Source organism: Streptomyces sp. RLB3-17 (assembly GCF_007113425.2).
GTDB classification, from domain to species: domain Bacteria; phylum Actinomycetota; class Actinomycetes; order Streptomycetales; family Streptomycetaceae; genus Streptomyces; species Streptomyces mirabilis_D.
On record NZ_CP041610.2, the window covers coordinates 3,248,333 to 3,265,916 of the forward strand.

Annotated in this window: 14 protein-coding genes; 4 read left to right on the top strand and 10 right to left on the bottom strand. The window is 71.1% G+C overall.

The annotated features are described in order from the left end of the window. Positions 1 to 103 precede the first annotated feature (103 nt). Positions 104 to 1,315, top strand: a complete 1,212-nt coding sequence (locus FNV62_RS15150; protein ID WP_144316474.1) for a TerD family protein — start codon at positions 104 to 106, stop codon at positions 1,313 to 1,315. A 198-nt stretch (positions 1,316 to 1,513) separates the two neighbouring features. Here FNV62_RS15150 and FNV62_RS15155 read toward each other — a convergent pair whose 3' ends face one another. Next, positions 1,514 to 2,080 carry a TetR/AcrR family transcriptional regulator gene (locus FNV62_RS15155; RefSeq protein ID WP_054232323.1) on the bottom strand — a complete coding sequence of 189 codons (567 nt, stop codon included), beginning with the start codon at positions 2,078 to 2,080 and terminating at the stop codon, positions 1,514 to 1,516. 137 nt (positions 2,081 to 2,217) lie between these two features. Between FNV62_RS15155 and FNV62_RS15160 the strand changes: the two genes are divergently transcribed. After that, complete coding sequence (locus tag FNV62_RS15160; protein WP_143601293.1) at positions 2,218 to 3,669, top strand: MFS transporter; 1,452 nt, start codon at positions 2,218 to 2,220, stop codon at positions 3,667 to 3,669. 46 nt (positions 3,670 to 3,715) lie between these two features. Here the strand turns inward: FNV62_RS15160 and FNV62_RS15165 are convergent, their stop codons facing one another. From FNV62_RS15165 to FNV62_RS15185, 5 genes are all read right to left on the bottom strand, one after another. Further along, entirely contained in the window at positions 3,716 to 4,732 is a 1,017-nt protein-coding gene (locus FNV62_RS15165; protein ID WP_097284176.1) for a 1-aminocyclopropane-1-carboxylate deaminase, read from the bottom strand. Between the two features lie 13 nt (positions 4,733 to 4,745). After that, the gene (locus tag FNV62_RS15170) at positions 4,746 to 5,396 is read right to left on the bottom strand and encodes a GntR family transcriptional regulator (protein WP_097284177.1); all 651 of its coding nucleotides are present in this window, start codon (positions 5,394 to 5,396) and stop codon (positions 4,746 to 4,748) included. An 84-nt stretch (positions 5,397 to 5,480) separates the two neighbouring features. Then, positions 5,481 to 7,064, bottom strand: coding sequence for a TROVE domain-containing protein (locus FNV62_RS15175; protein ID WP_144315305.1), 1,584 nt, complete (start codon positions 7,062 to 7,064; stop codon positions 5,481 to 5,483). A 483-nt stretch (positions 7,065 to 7,547) separates the two neighbouring features. Further along, complete coding sequence (locus tag FNV62_RS15180) at positions 7,548 to 8,999, bottom strand: alkaline phosphatase PhoX (protein WP_143601295.1); 1,452 nt, start codon at positions 8,997 to 8,999, stop codon at positions 7,548 to 7,550. A gap of 765 nt (positions 9,000 to 9,764) precedes the next feature. Then, the gene (locus tag FNV62_RS15185) at positions 9,765 to 11,192 is read right to left on the bottom strand and encodes a hypothetical protein (protein ID WP_097284180.1); all 1,428 of its coding nucleotides are present in this window, start codon (positions 11,190 to 11,192) and stop codon (positions 9,765 to 9,767) included. Between the two features lie 637 nt (positions 11,193 to 11,829). Here FNV62_RS15185 and FNV62_RS15190 point away from each other — a divergent pair. Continuing rightward, the gene (locus FNV62_RS15190) at positions 11,830 to 13,656 is read left to right on the top strand and encodes an endonuclease/exonuclease/phosphatase family protein (RefSeq protein ID WP_143607771.1); all 1,827 of its coding nucleotides are present in this window, start codon (positions 11,830 to 11,832) and stop codon (positions 13,654 to 13,656) included. 91 nt (positions 13,657 to 13,747) lie between these two features. Here the strand turns inward: FNV62_RS15190 and FNV62_RS15195 are convergent, their stop codons facing one another. From FNV62_RS15195 to FNV62_RS54565, 4 genes are all read right to left on the bottom strand, one after another. Beyond that, on the bottom strand, positions 13,748 to 14,482 hold the full coding sequence (locus tag FNV62_RS15195; RefSeq protein ID WP_144315306.1) for an SRPBCC family protein: 735 nt from the start codon (positions 14,480 to 14,482) through the stop codon (positions 13,748 to 13,750). 20 nt (positions 14,483 to 14,502) lie between these two features. Next, positions 14,503 to 15,198, bottom strand: a complete 696-nt coding sequence (locus FNV62_RS15200; protein WP_225900260.1) for an ArsR/SmtB family transcription factor — start codon at positions 15,196 to 15,198, stop codon at positions 14,503 to 14,505. Positions 15,199 to 15,261: 63 nt separating this feature from the next. After that, positions 15,262 to 15,930, bottom strand: coding sequence for a hypothetical protein (locus FNV62_RS15205; protein ID WP_097284183.1), 669 nt, complete (start codon positions 15,928 to 15,930; stop codon positions 15,262 to 15,264). Continuing rightward, positions 15,927 to 16,073 carry a hypothetical protein gene (locus tag FNV62_RS54565; RefSeq protein WP_205523149.1) on the bottom strand — a complete coding sequence of 49 codons (147 nt, stop codon included), beginning with the start codon at positions 16,071 to 16,073 and terminating at the stop codon, positions 15,927 to 15,929. Before FNV62_RS54565 ends, FNV62_RS15205 begins: the two co-directional genes overlap by 4 nt. Positions 16,074 to 16,241: 168 nt before the next feature. On the opposite strand from FNV62_RS54565, the gene dapA reads away from it, so the two are divergent. Continuing rightward, complete coding sequence (dapA, locus tag FNV62_RS15210; RefSeq protein WP_143612990.1) at positions 16,242 to 17,168, top strand: 4-hydroxy-tetrahydrodipicolinate synthase; 927 nt, start codon at positions 16,242 to 16,244, stop codon at positions 17,166 to 17,168. Positions 17,169 to 17,584 lie beyond the last annotated feature (416 nt).

Here is a 17,584-nt window from a genome sequence, read left to right on the forward strand (position 1 = left end):
TCCGCGGGAGGGGTTGCGAGCCGGGGATTTCACGGCTGGGCCAATTGGCCGCTTGGTAAGGGAACGGCAAAATGGTCTCGCTCGTTCACGAGGCATGACAGCTATGACCCCCGGCTCGAACATCCCTCTCTCCGCCGCGCGCGTGACGGTGGACGTCGCCGCCCCCGTGCGGCTCGACGTATCGGGCCTGCTGCTCACCGCCGACGGCAAGGTGCGCTCCGACGACGACTTCATCTTCTACAACCAGCCGACGGGACCGGGCGTGACGTACCGCTCGGGCGGCGGTGCGGCTCCCGACGCGATCACCGTCGACACCGGCGCCGTCCCGCCGGGCATCGAGAAGATCGTGGTCACCGCGAGCCCGGACGCCGCGGGCCAGACCTTCCAGGGCATCGAACCGACGGCCACGATCCGCAACGCGGACGACAACAGCGTCCTGGGCTCGTTCACGCCCCCGCAGCTCGGCACCGAGACGGCGCTGGTGGTCGTGGAGATCTATCTCCGCAACGGCGCCTGGAAGGCCCGCGCGGTCGGCCAGGGGTACGCGAACGGCCTCGCGGGCATCGCCACCGACTTCGGCGTCTCGGTGGAGGAACCGCCCCCGGCGCCGGCCCCCGTCGCCGCGCCCGCCCCGCCGGCGCAGGCCCCGGTGGCACCTCCGGCCCCGCCGGTCGCGGTGACTCCCGCCCCGCCCGCCGCACCCCCGGCCCCGCCCGCCGCACCGCCGATCGGCGCCGGGAAGATCAACCTCGACAAGGGCCGTGTCAGCCTCCAGAAGAACCAGACGGTCTCCCTGGTCAAGGGCGGCCGCCCGCTGCTCTCCCAGGTCAAGATGGGCCTCGGCTGGGAGCCGGCGTACCGCGGCAAGGACATCGACCTGGACGCCTCGGTCATCGCGTACGGCCCGCAGCGCAACCACATCGACAGCTGCTACTTCGGCAAGCTGTCCATCATCAACGGCGCGATCAAGCACTCCGGCGACAACCTCACGGGCGAGGGCGGCGGTGACGACGAGGTGATCGTGGTCGACCTCGGCCGCCTCCCCCAGGACGTCACCGGCCTGGTCTTCACGGTCAACTCCTTCTCCGGCCAGAAGTTCACCGAGGTCGCCAAGGCGTACTGCCGCCTGCTGGACGCCGCCACCGGGGAGGAACTGGTCCGCTTCGACCTCACCAACGCCGAGGCCCAGACCGGCGTGATGATGGCCAAGATGATCAAGCAGTTCTCCGGCGAGTGGGAAATGACGGCGATGGGCGACTTCGTGAAGTCCCGCACGGTCCGCGGCATGGTGAAGCCCGCGGCCCAGTCCCTCTGACCCGCGGCCGCCCACCCTCCGAAGGGGCCGTGGCGGTACGTCGCAAGCCCGTCGCTCACGTTCGGATCGAGCAGCGGCTCCCTTGCCCGGCCCACGTCTGATCCGGCGGCGACGGGCTCGACGTACCGGCACGGCCCCGACCCACCACAGCCGGACGGCGCACCACCGGACAACACACCGCCGGACAGCACCCCGCCGCTACGGCCGCAGCCCCTCCGTCAGCAGGGACAGATACCGGCGGATCTGCTTGCCCTGGCCGTTCGCCAACTCCGAGGCCGTGGCAACCCCGTGGGCCAGCCGCAGCACCTCGATCGGCTCGATGTCCTGACGGAGGGTCCCCTCCCGCTGCGCCGCCTCGACCAGCCGCTGCGCCGCCCCCTTCATGGAAGTGCCGCAGGCCGTGAGCGCGGCCCTGCTGCCGTCCGTGACGGCCGAGCCCAGCAGGGCCTTCATTCCGCGTACCTGGATCGTGCCGACGCACAGCTCGTAGAGCCACTCCGCCAGCGCCTCGCCCGGGGGCAACTCCTTCGCGATCTCGTCGGCCCGCGCCCCGAGCGCCTCGATCCGGTCGACGTACGCCGCCTCCAGCAGCGCCTGCCGCGTCGGGAAGTGCCGGTACAGCGTGCCGGACCCGACGCCCGCCCGCTTGGCGATGTCGTCGAGCGACGCGCCTTCCCCGTGCTCGGCGAACGCCTCGGCCGCCACCTTCAGCAACCGCTCGTAGTTGCGCCGAGCGTCCGCACGCATGGGCTTGACCTGCGTCATTCAGATACTCCTTGCGAACCGGGGACCCCCTCCGTATCTTAGCGAGGGTTAAACGGAGACAGTCCCCGCTTATCTCGCGGGCAGTCCGTGCTGCCCGTGTGCACCTTCGTCCGGGGACGCCAGACCGGGAGAACACCGTGTCCACCTCGTCTACCCCGTCCGCACCACCCACCACCACCGACGCTCTCTCCGCACCACCCCAACCCGCCAGGCTCGGCGCCGTCCTGTTCGTCATCGTCACCGCCTACCTGATGGTCGGCGTGGACTCCACGGTCGTCAATGTCGCACTGCCCGACATCCAGAAGGACCTGCACTTCAGCCCGACCGGCCTGTCCTGGGTGCTCAACGCCTACACCCTCACCTTCGGCGGCCTGCTCCTGCTCGGCGGCCGGGTCGGCGACATCGCGGGCCGCCGCCGCACCCTGACCATCGGCGTCCTGCTCTTCGCCGGATCCTCCCTGCTCGGCGGTCTCGCCACCGAAAGCGCCTGGCTCCTCACCGCGCGCGCCCTCCAGGGCGTCGGCGCCGCCCTCACCGCCCCCAGCACCCTCGCGCTGATCACCACGAACTTCCCCGACGGCCCGCGCCGCCACCACGCCCTGGGCATCTACGCGTCGATGGCGGGCATCGGCGCCTCCATCGGCCTGGTCCTCGGCGGCATGCTCACCTCCTGGGCGTCCTGGCGCTGGGCCCTGCTGATCAACGTACCGATCGGCATCGCGGTCGCCGTCGCCCTGCCCCGCTTCGTCACCGAGACCCCGCGCCACGCGGGCCGCTTCGACGCGGCGGGGGCACTCGCCGGCACGGCCGGGATGACCTCGCTGGTGTACGCGTTCATCCGGGTCTCGGAGGAGGGCTGGTCCGACACCCAGGCACTGCTGGGCTTCAGTTCGGCGGCGGCGCTGCTGGTCGGCTTCACGTTGATCGAGTCCCGCGCGGACCAGCCGATCATGCCGCTGCACCTGTTCGCGAGCCGCAACCGCGCGGGCGGCTACGCGGGCGTACTGCTGCTGCCCGCGGGCATGTTCGGCGCGTTCTACTTCCTCACCCTGATCTGCCAGCAGGTCCTGGGGTACAGCCCGCTCCGCGCGGGATTCGCCTTCCTGCCCATGACCCTGGCGATGTTCACGGTCGTACGCTTCGTGCCCCGGCTGCTCGCGCGGCTCGGCGCCAAGCCGGTTCTGCTGACCGGCATGGCCCTGCTCGTCGTCGCGGCCGCGTGGCTGTGGCGGCTGCGACCCGACGACGGCTACCTCACCGGCCTGTTCGGCCCGCTGGTACTGATGGGCGTGGGCGTCGGCCTGAGTTTCATGCCGCTCAACGCGACGATCCTCGCGGGCATCGAGCCACGGGAGGCGGGCGCCGCCTCCGGCCTGCTGCAGACCCTGCAGTGGCTCGGCGGCACCCTCGGCCTCTCCATCCTCGTCACGGTCTTCGGCACGGCGGCCCGGCACGCGCACGGCTCCCCGTCCGACATCCTCACCGAGGGTGCGGCCCGCGCGTTCGGCATCGGCTCGCTCATCGCGCTGACCGCCCTGCTCGTGTCGGCGTTCGTGATCACAGGCACCAGGCCGAAACAAACCTCCTGAGGAATCCACCGCCCAAAGGAACCGACCGCCTGAAGAAACCCGGCACCTAGAACAACGCGCTGTACGCGTTCAACGCCGGCTGTCCGCCCAGGTGGGCGTAGAGCACGGTGGACTCCCGCCCGATCTCCCCCCGCGCCACCAGATCCACCATCCCGGCCATCGACTTGCCCTCGTAGACGGGGTCGGTGACCATCCCCTCGGTGCGCGCCGCGAGCCGCATCGCCTCCAGCGTGGCCTCGTCCGGAATCCCGTACGTGCCCGCGTGGTACCGCTCGTCCAGCTCGACGTCCGCCTCAGTCAACTCCTTCCGTACGCCGATGAGCTGCCCGGTGCCGTGTGCGATCCGCGCGATCTGCTCACGAGTGCGGGCGGGCGCCGCCGACGCGTCGATCCCGAGGACGCGCCGCGGTCGCCCGCCCGCCTCCTCCAGGGCCGCGAACCCGGCGACCATGCCCGCCTGGGTCGACCCGGTCACCGAACAGACCACGACGGTGTCGAAGAAGACGCCCAACTCCGCCTCCTGATCGGCCACTTCACAGGCCCACCCGGCGAACCCGAGACCGCCCAGCGGATGGTCCGACGCCCCGGCCGGAATGGCGTACGGCTTGCCGCCGCCCTCCTCGACCTCCCGCAGCGCCTGCTCCCAGCTCTCCTTGAAGCCGATCCCGAACCCGGCCCGCACGAGCCGTACGTCGGCCCCGGCGAGGCGGCTGATGAGGATGTTGCCGACCTTGTCGTACACGGAGTCGGGCCACTCCACCCAACTCTCCTGCACGAGCACGCACTTGAGCCCCGCGTAGGCGGCGACGGCGGCGACCTGGCGGGTGTGGTTGGACTGCACGCCACCGATCGAGACGAGGGTGTCGCAGCCCTGGGCGAGCGCGTCGGCGACGAGGTACTCCAACTTGCGGGTCTTGTTCCCGCCGTAGGCGACACCGGAGTTGCAGTCCTCCCGCTTGGCCCACAGGGAGGCGCCACCGAGGTGCTTAGTCAGGCGCTCCAGCGGATGCACGGGCGAGGGCCCGAAGAGCAGGGGGTAACGCTCGTACGAGGAAAGGGACATGGGTCCTCCCGCATCAGGGTTCGGCATCGGCCAGGTCTTCGAGCGCGCCCCAGATCTCCGCGGTGACGCGGACGGCGGCGGCCACGTCCCGTTCGGCGCAGGCGTCGATCAGCTCGTCGTGCAGGCCCGCCGAACGGCAGTTGCCGCCCTCACCGAAGCGGCGCCGTTCCAGACGGCGGATCAGCGGGGTGTAGCGGGCGACGGTGGCGGCGGCGGCACGATTGCCGCTCACCCGTACCAGTACGTCGTGCAACGCGTCGTCGGCCGTCAGAGCGGCGTCCACGTCACCGGCGCGCACCGCGTCCGCGAAGCGCACGTTGGCCTCGCGCATCACCTCGATGTGCGGCGCTTCGAGCCGGGGCACCGCCGTGCGCGCGGCCAGCTCGTGCATGGCGCCGACCACGGCCGCCGCGTCCCGTACATCAGCGGCCACCAGGGGGGTCACCCGCGTGTAGCTCTGCGGCTTGGACTCCAGCAGCCCCTCGTCGACCAGCCGGGAGAAGGCCTCGCGCACCGGCGCCCGCGACAGCCCGAGCAGCTCGGCGAGCCCGGCGTCGCGCACCACCGCGCCCGGTGCGAGCTCACCGGCCACGATGGCGTCCCGTATCGCTTCGTACGCGCGGTCCCTCAGCAGGGTCCGGCGCACGGGTCGTATCGCCTCCATGAACTGAAATGTTAGATATCAGTTTCCTTTCCGCACAAGAGTGCGGCCCGTACCGAAGTACGGGCCGCACTCAGGCGCGCTCGACTATCCGGCCCACGGCCAGTCGGCGTCGCGCGCCGACTCCAGCAGGGGAACCATCCGGAAAGCCGCGTCCGAGAGGCCCCCGAAGGTGTGCCGGTTGGCCTTCCCGGAGGGGCCGTGGCCCGCCCGGTAGCCGGCCAGGTTCCAGGTGTAGACCGGGACGTGCGCCGGGACCTGCTCGGTCGGGTCGCCGTAGTGGCTGTAGGTGGCCTGCTCGTCGGTGACGATGAGCACCCGGTCGTGCTTCCTGTAGTGCGCGCGCACCGCCTCGCTCGTGTTGGTGCCGCCGAGGTCGCCGAAACGCTCCAGCACCTTCAGCACCGACTCGCCCTTCGTGAACTTCACCCGGTTGCTGCTCGTGCCGAACTCGACGAGATCCGCGTCCGCCGCCCGCAGCGCGAGCGCCGTACCGAAGATCGCCGCCGCGTCGGCCCGGTTGAGCTCCGAGCGCTCCGACAGCCGCGAGTAGAACATCGAGCCGGACCGGTCGACGAGCACGAGCGTGCGACCGGGCAGCGCGGGCACGTTCGCCAGCGAGTGACCGAGCGCCTGCTCCAGCGGGTACGACCAGCGCAGCGAGGGCGCGTGCTGGTACGCGGCGAGGTAGCGGAAGGGGAACTGCCGCGAGCGCGCCACCTCCGCCGGGTCGCTGATCCTGGCGGCGACCTGAGCCGCCACCTCGTCGCTCACTCCCGCCTCGTCGAAGTTCCGCAGGTTGCGTACGAGTGCCATCGCGCCCATGGACGGGATGACGGCCTCCCACGCCGCCTTGTCCATCGGGCCCTGGAGCCAGCCGGCCAGCGCCTCCCAGGTCATCCCCGCCTCCGCGAGGCGCCGCGCACCGTGCGCGCCGGTCACGACCTTGCGCCGCTTGGCGGGCCGCAGCGCCATCAGGTCGCGGTGGGCCACCACGACGGGCAGCGACTTGGGCACCACGGCCGTGTCCGGGTGGTGCCGCCGGTCGAGGGCGTACTGGAACAGGTCGCCCTGCCACGGCTTCGCCGGATCGGGCGCCGCGTGCACCAGGTTGAGGATGTCGCCGAAGCGGTAGCCCTTGGCCGCCGTGTCGTACTTCAGCAGCGACTTCTCACCGTAGAGCCGGCGTACGGCGTCGGCGATGCCCCGCTTGACGGGCTTGGGCACGTTACGGCCGTACCGGGAGGTCCAGTAGGCGAGCAGCTCCCCGGGCTCGTCCGGGCGGCGCAGCACGGAGGCGATGACCTGGCGGTTGGCCGGGCCGTCGGTGGCACCCGCGTCGAGGCGTGCCTTCACGTACTCGGCGGCGCCCATGAGCGAGGCCGTCCGCAGGTTGCCCTCGCCGCGCAGCCAGCCCAGCAGGGCGGCCGTCCACGAGGGGTCGGCGACCGCGAGCTCGCGCACGAGCACGGCGAACCGGTCGTCACGGGCCTCGCCGGTCTCGTAGAAGGTGTTCTGCGAGACGAAGTTGGCGATGGCCAGCAGGAAGAGCTCGGAGCGCGCGTCGCGCTCCTGGCCGCGGCCACCCTGGTGGGTGCGCAGCACGCGGCCGGTGGATGTCACGCGAGAGGTCGGCTGTGCCTTCGCCGCACGGGTGTTGAAGCGTGCCATGGTGAATTCCCCCGAATTCATGAGTATGTCGGAGGGAGGCACAGCAAATGGAGGGTGTCCGAGATCAGGAGTCGGCGACGGTTCCTATTCACCCGGCGCGTCTACCAGTTCCGCCACATCGACCCGGAGTCGATGACGGGATTCGAACCCGCAACATACCGTGTCCCGAAGTATCCGCTGCCTGCGCACCGGGCACCCACCATGAACTGCGCCTCCCGAGATCAAGTCGGCGGCGGCGTGGATTCTTTGAGAGAGAAGTAGCCGCAGCCCGCGCACCGGGAGGTGCATGAAGTTGTGGTGTCCAGAGTTCAAATCCGGCGGAACCGACGTAGGTGCTCTAACCCCTGAGCTACACCGGCGCGTTGTACCGGTGGCGGGACTCGAACCCGCGGCCGCCCCATTATCAGTGGAAGTAGGTCCTGCCTTCGCACCTGGACGTGCACCACTTTAGGAGGGCGGCCGCGGTTCGAGCCATCGAATTAACTACCCGCGCTTCTGGCGCTTCCAGGGGCCGGTGATGGCGAGCATGATGCCGGGCTCCTGGATGTTGGCGAAGAGGGTCCTGCCGTCGGGCGAGAAGGTGACGCCGGTGAACTCGCTGTAGGCCGGCTCGGCTTCGGTCCCGATGTTCAGTTCGTTGCGGGCGATCGGGTACGTACGGCCGCTCTCGGTGGCGCCGAAGAGGTGCTGGACGCCCTCGCCGTCCTCGGCGATGACGAGGCCGCCGTAGGGGGAGACGGTGATGTTGTCGGGGCCGTCGAAGGCTCCGTCCTTGGACGGGTCGGGGTTCACGCCGAGCAGGACCTTGAGGGTCAGGGTGCGGCGCTTGGGGTCGTAGAACCAGACGGCTCCGTCGTGCTGGACGGGGCTCTCCCCGCGGGCGTACGAGGAGACGATGTACGTGCCGCCGTCGCCCCACCACATGCCTTCGAGCTTGCGGGCGCGGGTGACCTGGCCGTCGGTGAACTGCTTGCGGACGGAGACGGTCTTCGCGTCACGGTCCGGGACGTCGACCCAGTCCACGCCGTACACCGTGCCGATCCTGGTGGCGCGGGAGAGGTCGTCGATGAACCGGCCGCCGGAGTCGAAGCACTTGAAGGCCTGGAGGGCGCCGGCGTCGTCGGCGAGGGTGGCGAGCTGTCCGTGGCCGTGCTCGAAGCCCTGCGGGGGCGTCCAGCGGTAGAGGAGGCCGTTGGGGCCCGAGGCGTCCTCGGTGAGGTAGAGGCGGCCGCGCTTGGGGTCGACGACGACGGCTTCGTGGGCGTACCGGCCGAGTGCCTTGATCGGCTTGGGGTTCCGGTTGCGGCGGCGGTCGACGGGGTCGACCTCGAAGACGTAGCCGTGGTCCTTGGTCATGCCGTTCTGGCCGGCCTTGTCCTCGGTCTCCTCGCAGGTGAGCCAGGTGCCCCAAGGGGTGTTGCCGCCCGCGCAGTTGGTGGAGGTGCCCGCGACGCCGACCCACTCGGCGACCTTGTCGTGGCGCACCTCGACGACCGTGCAGCCGCCGGACGCGGCCGGGTCGTAGACCAGGCCCTCGGTGAGCGGCACGGGGTACTTCCAGCCGGCGCGGGGGCCCTTGAGCTCGTGGTTGTTGACGAGGAGGGTGGCGCCGCGCGGCCCGTCGAAGGTGGAGGTGCCGTCGTGGTTGGACGGCGTGAACTCACCCGAGTCCAGCTTGGTACGGCCGCTGTAGGTGATGACGCGGTAGGAGAATCCGGCGGGCAGCGCGAGCAGGCCCTTCGGGTCCGGGACCAGCGGTCCGTAGCCGACTCCGCCGTGCCGGTCCGTCGGCTCGCCGTCCTCCCCCACGCTCTCGGTGTCGGTGGACGCGAGGGCGTTCGGAGCGGTGGCGAGGGCGCCGACACTGCCGGCCAGGACGATACCGGCGCCGGTCAGCGCGGATCGACCGGCGAAGTCCCTGCGGGTGAGCGACATGGGTGTCTCCCGTGACGGTGGAGGATGACCGTGGAGGGTGGCCGAGGGCATTGCGGCCACACCGTCCCGCCCACGCCTGAACGCCGGTTGAACACCGGGCGACTTCACCGCACTCGGTTCCATGAATCCGTAAGGACTCGACCACAGGGCCCAAAAGTCCTCCGGACGGGGGAACGGGCCGCCCCCCTCCGGAACCGGGAAGGAGCACCCCCTCCCGGGGCCGGGGCACGGGGAAAACCCCCTCCGGGGGCCGGGGAACGGCCCCCCACCCGGGCCGGGGAACGAGCGCCCGCTCGGGGCTGGGAATCGGGCGCCCCGGGGGCCGAGGAATAGGCGAAGCCCCCCGCGGCCGGGGAAGCGCCCCTCCCGAGACTGGAGAACGGGCCCCCGAGACCGAGGAATGCGCGAAGCCCCACCCGGGCCGAGGAACGGACGCCACTCCCGGGGCCGGGAACGAGCCCCCCGGGGCTGGGCAACGGGCGAAGCGCCCGGGGCCGGGGAAACACCCCTCTCTGGGCCGGAGAACGGGCGAAGCCCCCGAGGTCGAGGAATGGGCGAAGCCCCACCGGCGCCGAAGAACGGACGCCCCACCCGGCGCCGGAGAACGAGCGCCCCCTCGGGGCTGGGGAACAGGCGAAGCCCCCCCGCGGCTGGGGAAGCGCCCCTCCCGGGGCCGGAGGACGGGTGAAGCCCCCCGAGGTCGAGGAACGAGCGCCTCCTCGGGGCCGGGGCAAGGGAAGCCCCCCTCGGGCCATCCCGGCTCGCTCAACCCCCTTGTTGCGAGCGTGCCTTGAACGCGGCCTTGCGGGCCTCCTTGGCGACCTTCTTGTCGGGGTGGAGGCGGCCCATCGCCTCCAGGACGTCCGGGGTGGCCGGGTGGTCGACGCGCCAGGCCGCGGCGAAGAAGCTGCCGTGCTGCTGGGCGAGGCCCTCGACCAGCCCCTGCAGCTCGGCGGAGTTGCCCTCGGCGGCGAGCTGCGCGGCGATCGTGTCGATGGTGAGCCAGAAGATCATCGCCTCGGACGGCGGGGGCACATCGGCGGCGCCGTGTTCGGAGAGCCAGACCCGGGCGAGTCCGCCCAGTTCGGCGTCGTCGAGGACCTCGCGCAGCGCGGGCTCGGCCTCCAGGCCGACGAGCGAGAGCGCCTGCTGACAGTGCAGCCGGCGCAACGGCGCCCCGGCGTCGCCACCGCGCGCCGCTGCGAGCAACTCCCGTGCGGCGGCCAGGGGTTCGCGCCGGGCGAGCCACTGCTCGGTCTCGGCCCGGGCGGCGGTCGGCGGGAAGGCGGCGGTGCCGTCCAGCAGCGCGTCCGCGCCCTTGTCCGCCAGGTCGCCCACCGCGGGGGCGGTGAGGCCGGACTCCAGCAGCCGCGCCCGCAGCCCGTACAGGCCGAGCGGTGTCAGCCGTACCATCCCGTACCGCGACACGTCGGCGTCGTCGGCGGCGGCCGAGGACTCCTCGTCGGCGTCCGCCATCAGTGTCTCGTCGACCGGCTGGAAGTCGACGAGGCCGACGGGTTCGAGCAGCCGGAACTGGTCGTCGAGCCGCATCATCGCGTCCGAGACCTGCTCCAGTACGTCGTTGGTCGGCTCCCCCATGTCGTCCGGCACGATCATGGACGCGGCGAGGGCCGGCAGCGGTACGGGGCTTTCGCCGGCCCCGCCCTCGCTCACAGTCAGCAGGTACAGATTGCCGAGCACTCCGTCCAGGAACTCGGCCTCCGCCTCGGGGTCCCAGTCCAGCGAGGAGAAGTCGATCTCGCCGCCGCCGTCCACCGCGTCGACGAGGTCGTCGAGGTCGGGCACGCTCGCGTCGGCCAGTACGGTCTCCAGGGCGGTGAGCCACACCCCGAGGACGTCCTGCGGCGCTCCGGAGGTGAGCAGCGCGAGGTCCGCGCCCGCGGCGACCGCGCCCTCCTCCTCGTCCACGATCTCGACGAGCCCGGTGTCGACGGCCACCCGCCAGGCCTCACTGGCCGTCGCCGCCGCGTCGTCGCCGGTGAGCCCGAGCGCGTCGGCCGCCCCGGGAAGCTGTTCCTCGACGAGTTCGCCCCCGGCGCCGACCCGCGTGTCCGGGCCGGCCCAGCGGGCCAGCCGTGCGGCGCGGGAGAGCAGCGGTGTGGCGAGCGCGTCCCGCGCCAGCTCCGCTTCGGAAGTCAGCCGCACCGGCGGCAAGGGGGAGCTCTCTGACATCGGCTGGGTTCTCCTCCGAACAATCAGGACCCGAACAGCGGGATCGAACGGTCCGAACGAGCGGAACCGGGCGACCCGACCGGCGGGACCGACCAAGCATGACAAGCGGGAAACGCAGTACAACCAGAACAAGCATGACGAGCGGAACAAGCGTGACATCCACCGGGGTCCGGCAGACCACCCACCGGGCCCGGCGGCACACCCCCGGGTTCCGGCGGCACACCCACCAGAACCAGGCGACGCGTCACCCAGCCCCGGCGACACACTCACCAGGGCCGGCAGCACATCCGCCTGCCCCGGAAGTACGTCCACCGAGCCCGTAAGGGCATCGCCCCGCAGGACATCCGGCGCGCCCGTGGACCCGAGGATCCGGACGCCCCACCGGAAAACCGTGTCGACGGCTCAGCCTAGACGGATTTCCACCCATGCCGCCCGGTTCATGTCCCTGTCAGGAGTTGTACATCACTCCATCCTTGACAACTCCCCTTCCCACACACGAGATTGACGCGCGTAGAAGTTCAGAGGGGCACCCGTCCCACCAGCTTCTACGCGCGTCACCGACCCGCACACAGGTCGCGCTACTCCCACACGCTCCACCCTCGTCCCGGCGCTCATGTAAGTCCCCGGAGGGATTCCCTTGCCGAGCAAGAGAACCGCGCGCATCGGCGCGCTGACCGTAGCCGCGGTCTGTTCCACCGTCTCCGCCGTGGTGCTGACCGCACCCGCCCACGCGGACACCGTCCACATCCACGACATCCAGGGCACCACCCGGACGTCCCCCTACGCGGGCCAGAAGGTCACGGACGTGGCGGGCATCGTCACGGCCCTGCGGACCTACGGCTCGTCCCGGGGTTTCTGGATCCAGGACCCGACCCCGGACAACGACCCGGCCACCAGTGAGGGCGTCTTCGTCTTCACCAGCTCCACCCCGAAGGTCGCCGTCGGCGACTCGGTCACCGTCACGGGCACCGTCTCGGAGTACGTGCCCGGCGGCGCCTCCTCCGGCAACCAGTCGCTGACGGAGATCACCAAGCCGACGATCACGGTGCTGTCGTCCGGCAACGCGGTCCCCGCGCCCACGGTCATCAACAGCCGTTCCGTGCCGGCCGCCTACGCCCCCGCCGGTGACACGGCCGCGAGCGGCTCGATCAACGCGCTCACCCTGGAGCCGACGAAGTACGCCCTGGACTACTACGAGTCCCTCGAGGGCATGAACGTCCAGGTCGCCGACACCCGCGTGGTCACCGCCACCGACCCGTACAGCGAGCTGTGGGTCACGGTGAAGCCGCACGAGCACGCCACCCGCCGCGGCGGCACGATCTACGGCGCGTACACCTCGCAGAACACCGGACGCCTGCAGATCCAGTCCCTCGGCGCGACCGCCGACTTCCCCGTCGCGAACGTCGGCGACGAGCTCGCCGGCACCACCGCGGGCCCGCTCGACTACAACCAGTACGGCGGCTACACGCTCGTCGCGAGCCAGTTGGGCACCCTGGAGAAGGGTGACCTGCAGCGCGAGACGACCCGCAAGCAGTCGCGGAGCGAGCTGGCCGTGGCGACGTACAACGTCCAGAACCTGGACCCGGGCGACGGCACGTTCGCCGCCCACGCGGCCGCGATCGTGAACAACCTCCAGTCGCCCGACATCGTGTCCCTGGAGGAGATCCAGGACAACAACGGCGCCAAGGACGACGGCACGGTCGCCGCCGACCAGACGGTGAACAAGCTGATCGACGCGATCGTCGCGGCGGGCGGCCCGAAGTACGACTGGCGTTCCATAGACCCGGTCAACGACAAGGACGGCGGCGAGCCCGGCGGCAACATCCGCCAGGTCTTCCTCTTCAACCCGGAGCGGGTCTCCTTCACCGACCGCGCGGGCGGCGACTCGACGACCGCCGTCGGTGTCACCAAGGTGCACGGCAAGGCCCAGCTGACGGCCTCCCCCGGCCGCATCGACCCGGCCAACACGGCCTGGACGTCCAGCCGCAAGCCACTGGCCGGCGAGTTCGTCTTCCGTGGCAGGACGGTCTTCGTGATCGCCAACCACCTCAACTCCAAGGGCGGTGACCAGGGGCTGACCGCGCAGTACCAGCCCCCGGCCCGCAGCTCGGAGACCCAGCGTCATCTGCAGGCGACGGCGGTGAACTCCTTCGTCAACGAGATCCTCAAGGCGCAGAAGAACGCCGACGTGCTCGCCCTCGGCGACATGAACGACTTCGAGTTCTCGGACACCACCAAGATCCTCGAGGGTGACGGCGAGCTCTGGTCGGCGATCAAGTCGCTGCCGAAGAGCGAGCGTTACACGTACGACTACCAGGGCAACCAGCAGGTCCTGGACCAGATCCTGGTCAGCCCGTCGATTCGCAAGGGCTGCGACCTCGACTACGACAGCGTGCACATCAACTCGGAGTTCTCCGACCAGGTCAGCGACCACGACCCGCAGGTACTGCGGTTCCGGCCGTAGGCCTGTAGGGGCTGTGGATGAGGCCACAGCCCCGAAAAGGGAAGAGCCCGGCCCCGTCGTCCGGGGGGCCGGGCTCTTCCCTTGCCCGATGTCAGGCGGCGAACGTCTCGTTCAGCCAGCCCTTCCAGGCGGTCTCGTTGTGCTTGGCGTCGGCGTCGGACGCGAAGTCGTGGACGCTCATGCCGACGGGAGCGCCCCAGTGGTTGCGACCGAAGAAACGGATGAGGGCGTTGTCGGTGCGCAGCCCGATGAAGTACGGGTTGCGGTAGTCGACCACGGCGTCGAGGAGCTGCCCCTCGGGTCCCCGGGCCCGCACCCGCGCGCCCTCGGCCGTGTCGTCCGCGAGGCCGAGCGCCCGCCCGACGGCGGCGAAGGCGTCGGACGCCGTGGAGGCGCCGGGGCCGTCGAAGGTGGCGAAGGCGACCGGGCGCCCCGCGAAGTGCGTCACGTACTGGCGCAGGGTGTGCAGATAGAAGTCCGTGTGCTTGCTCGCGCCGTCGTACTGGTTGTCCCAGTCCTCGACGAAGATGCCGCTGTGCACGTACCGCACCCGGGACCGGCGGCCGTCGTCACGCGGCTCGATGGTCTCGTCGATCTGGTTGAGGGTCTGCTGGGAGATGCCCTCGACGTCCTCGACCAGACTGGTGAGGCGGTGCGGCGGGTCCCAGTTGGTGAGCGTGGAGCCGAAGGGCCCGGCCCCTCCCTGGCGCGGCTCGAACTCCATCGGCCACAGCCAGCCGCCGGTACCGGTGGTGATCGCCTCCCACATCTGCTCCGGGGTGGCGTCGACCTCGAACTCGCGGGCGATCTCGAATTCCTTGGACATGGTGGTGGTTCTCCTGTGGTTCAGTCCTGGCCGGGCCGGCTCGATTCCACCGCGATTGCTTCCGGCTCGGCGATGGCCTCCGGCTCGGCGGTGACTTCCGGCTTGGCGATGGCTTCCGGCTCGGCGATGGCTGCCGGCTTGAGCGTCGGGTGGACGGCGACGACGATCCGGTGGTCGCGCCCGCCCTCCGCGTTCCCGTCGTGGTACTTGCGAATGAGCGCGCCGACCCCTTGCGTCAGCTCCTCGATGAACGCGGCGCGGTCGGCGGCGGAGGCGAAGGTCACCTCACCGTCGAGCGCGTAGGTGGCGAGCCGCTTGCGGGCCTTCGTCGCGCCGGTGATCAGCGCCCCCACGTCCCGGACCAGCCGGGCACCGACGGCGAGCAGCCAGCGGGCCGAGAGCTGGTCCCGGAAGCGGTCCGGGTCGGGCTGCACGGCGGCGAGGGCGAGCGGCGAGATGACGTACGACGCCGCCGTCGCGCGCATCAGCCGCTCGGTGACATTGCCCTTGCGGCGCTCGCCCGCGAGCTCGACCAGGCCGTGCCGCTCCAGCGCCTTCAGGTGGTAGTTCACCTTCTGCCGCGGCAGTCCGACCTTTGCGGCCAGCATGGCGGCCGACGCGGGCCCGGCGGCCAGCTCGGCCAGCAGCCGGGCTCGTATGGGGTCAAGCGAGACGGCGGCTGCCTCGGCGTCCTCGATCACGGTCACGTCCAACATGACTCCACCGTCTCACCGAACACTTTTTTTGTCCAGACGGGTCAAGTTGTCGGCGAGGGGGGCTCAGCCCTGCGGCCCGCCCTCGTCGAGACGTGCCAGTTGGGTCTGGAACCAGTCCAGCCGGGCCTGCAGCAGTGCCGCCTCGGCCACGAGTTCGGACACCCCGAGCCCGGCGGGCAGATCCCCGACCACGGCCCCGCTCCCGGCACGGACCCGCAGCCCGTCACCGGCCAGCCGCGCGAACCCCGCCAACGACAGGGACGTACGGCCGCGTACACAGCCCGCGCAGGCCGCCGCGAGGGCGCGCCAGCCGGGGCGCCCCCAGCCCGCGTCCGCGAGCGCGGCGGCCACCGCGCCACAGGCGCAGGGACCGACCGTGGCGCTCCGCACCCGCTGGCGGGCGTAGCGGAACCCCTGTTCGAAGCGGATGTAGGCGCCGAGGACGGAGACCTCCAGGAGGACGGCCGCCCGGTGCTCGGCGGTGCAGAGCATGGCCTCGGCCGTGGCCGAGTCGTGCACGCAGTGGAAGCCGCAGTCGCAGCGGCGGTGTGGCGCCCGATGCCGCAGCCCGTAGACGCAGCGCGCCTCGTCCAGCACTCCGTACGGCACCGCGCCGCCCAGCGACACGCCGGTGAACCCGGCCCGGGTGCCGTCCTGGGACAGCACCGGGTGGGCGATCTTGTATCCGGTCGGCGGCTCCGTCGGACGTTCCTCGGGGAGCCGCAGCCTCATCGGGCGACCGGGACCTCATCGGGCACGGACGCCTCCAACTCCTCGATTCCCTCGGGAAGTTCCTCGGGAAGTTGGAGATTGTCGTCGTCCGCGCGAGTCCGCTCTTCCGCGACTCCGGTGGCGAGTGCCTTGCCCAGCCTCATGACGCCTCCCGCGATCTGCCGTCGACTTCCGTCCCCGCCATGGTGACCCATGAGGGGCCGGGTTGGCACCAGGGCCTCGCGAAAGCGGCCACCTGGTAGCAACGCTTTCCTTTACCTCGTAGAAGAATTAAGTGGAGCTTCACAGTGGAGCTGCCGAGACTAGCTCGTATGACGACCTCAGCCCCCTCCGCCCCTCACCCCGCTTCTTCCCCCACCCCTCCCTTCGGCCGTGCGCTCTGCGCGATGGTCACGCCCTTCACCGAGGCGGGCGCGCTCGACCTCGACGGGGCAGGGCGGCTCGCCGACCGGCTGGTCCGCGCGGGCTGCGACGGCCTGGTCCTGTCCGGCACCACGGGCGAGTCCCCGACCACGACCGACGCCGAGAAGTCCGCGCTCGTACGTGCCGTGCGGGAGGCGGTCGGCGACCGGGCCGCGATCGTCGCGGGCGTCGGCACCGCCGACACACGGCACACCGTCGAACTGGCCCTGGCGGCCGAAAAGGCGGGCGCGGACGGCCTGTTGGTCGTGACGCCGTACTACAGCAGGCCTCCGCAGGACGCCGTCGAGGCCCACTTCCGGGAGATCGCCGACGCCACCGGACTGCCGCTCACGCTGTACGACATTCCCGGCCGCACCGGCACGCGCATCGAGCCCGACACCCTGATCCGGCTCGCCGAGCACCCCCGGATCGTCGCCGTCAAGGACTGCGCGTACGACCTCCTCGGCACCCAGAAGGTGCTGGCCCGTACGGAGTTGGCGTACTACGCGGGCTGTGACGAGCAGGTACTCGCCCTGCGGGCGGTCGGCGGGACCGGCTACATCAGCACGGTGGCGAACGCCGCCCCGGGCCCCTTCCGTGCGATCCTCGACGCGTTCGAGGCGGGGGACACGGCGGAGGCGGCCCGTCGGCAACAACGCGTTGTCCCGCTCATCGAGTTGATGATGTCGTCGGGCCTGCCCGGCACGGTCACGGCCAAGGCCCTGCTCGGTCGGCTCGGCCTGCCCGCGGGTCCGGTCCGCGCGCCGCTGCGGGCCGCCGGCCGGGAGGTGACCGACGGACTGCTGGCGGCGTACGAGGAGTTGGCGGCCGCCTGAGGCGCGGCCGTCCTCAACAGCGTGGACGACCGATTCGCCACGAACTCACGGCCGTTCTTCTGCGCGTCGGCATCCATCGTCACCTATGTCTTCCCCGAGGGTTCGTCACGATCGATTCCACGGCGGACGACAAGAGAAAAGGCAAGGAGGTGATGACCCACTCCTTGCCACTCTCAACTTATAGCGCACCGGGGGGCTTGCGGCAAGGCCCCCGTCGTGCCGCAGAATCTCCGGCCGAAGCCGGAATCTGCGGAAACGGGGAGTCGCGAAGTGCGGGTGCTGTTTGTCGACGTGTGGATCGCGCGGGGACGTCGAACCGCCGGCGGGACCGGCGGTGGGGTTGCGGGGACTCGGCACGGAGGTGCGGGTGTGCGCCCCGCCGGACGAGGAGTTCGTGGCGCTGCCGGCTCGGGTCG

What these genes read in the sequence shown, in the direction of transcription:
- FNV62_RS15150 (WP_144316474.1), top strand. Translation starts at nt 104, where the DNA reads ATGACCCCCGGCTCGAACATCCCTCTCTCCGCCGCGCGCGTGACGGTG.
- FNV62_RS15155 (WP_054232323.1), bottom strand. Translation starts at nt 2,080, where the DNA reads ATGACGCAGGTCAAGCCCATGCGTGCGGACGCTCGGCGCAACTACGAG.
- FNV62_RS15165 (WP_097284176.1), bottom strand. Translation starts at nt 4,732, where the DNA reads ATGTCCCTTTCCTCGTACGAGCGTTACCCCCTGCTCTTCGGGCCCTCG.
- FNV62_RS15170 (WP_097284177.1), bottom strand. Translation starts at nt 5,396, where the DNA reads ATGGAGGCGATACGACCCGTGCGCCGGACCCTGCTGAGGGACCGCGCG.
- FNV62_RS15175 (WP_144315305.1), bottom strand. Translation starts at nt 7,064, where the DNA reads ATGGCACGCTTCAACACCCGTGCGGCGAAGGCACAGCCGACCTCTCGC.
- FNV62_RS15180 (WP_143601295.1), bottom strand. Translation starts at nt 8,999, where the DNA reads ATGTCGCTCACCCGCAGGGACTTCGCCGGTCGATCCGCGCTGACCGGC.
- FNV62_RS15185 (WP_097284180.1), bottom strand. Translation starts at nt 11,192, where the DNA reads ATGTCAGAGAGCTCCCCCTTGCCGCCGGTGCGGCTGACTTCCGAAGCG.
- FNV62_RS15195 (WP_144315306.1), bottom strand. Translation starts at nt 14,482, where the DNA reads ATGTCCAAGGAATTCGAGATCGCCCGCGAGTTCGAGGTCGACGCCACC.
- FNV62_RS15200 (WP_225900260.1), bottom strand. Translation starts at nt 15,198, where the DNA reads ATGTTGGACGTGACCGTGATCGAGGACGCCGAGGCAGCCGCCGTCTCG.
- FNV62_RS15205 (WP_097284183.1), bottom strand. Translation starts at nt 15,930, where the DNA reads ATGAGGCTGCGGCTCCCCGAGGAACGTCCGACGGAGCCGCCGACCGGA.
- FNV62_RS54565 (WP_205523149.1), bottom strand. Translation starts at nt 16,073, where the DNA reads ATGAGGCTGGGCAAGGCACTCGCCACCGGAGTCGCGGAAGAGCGGACT.
- dapA (WP_143612990.1), top strand. Translation starts at nt 16,242, where the DNA reads ATGACGACCTCAGCCCCCTCCGCCCCTCACCCCGCTTCTTCCCCCACC.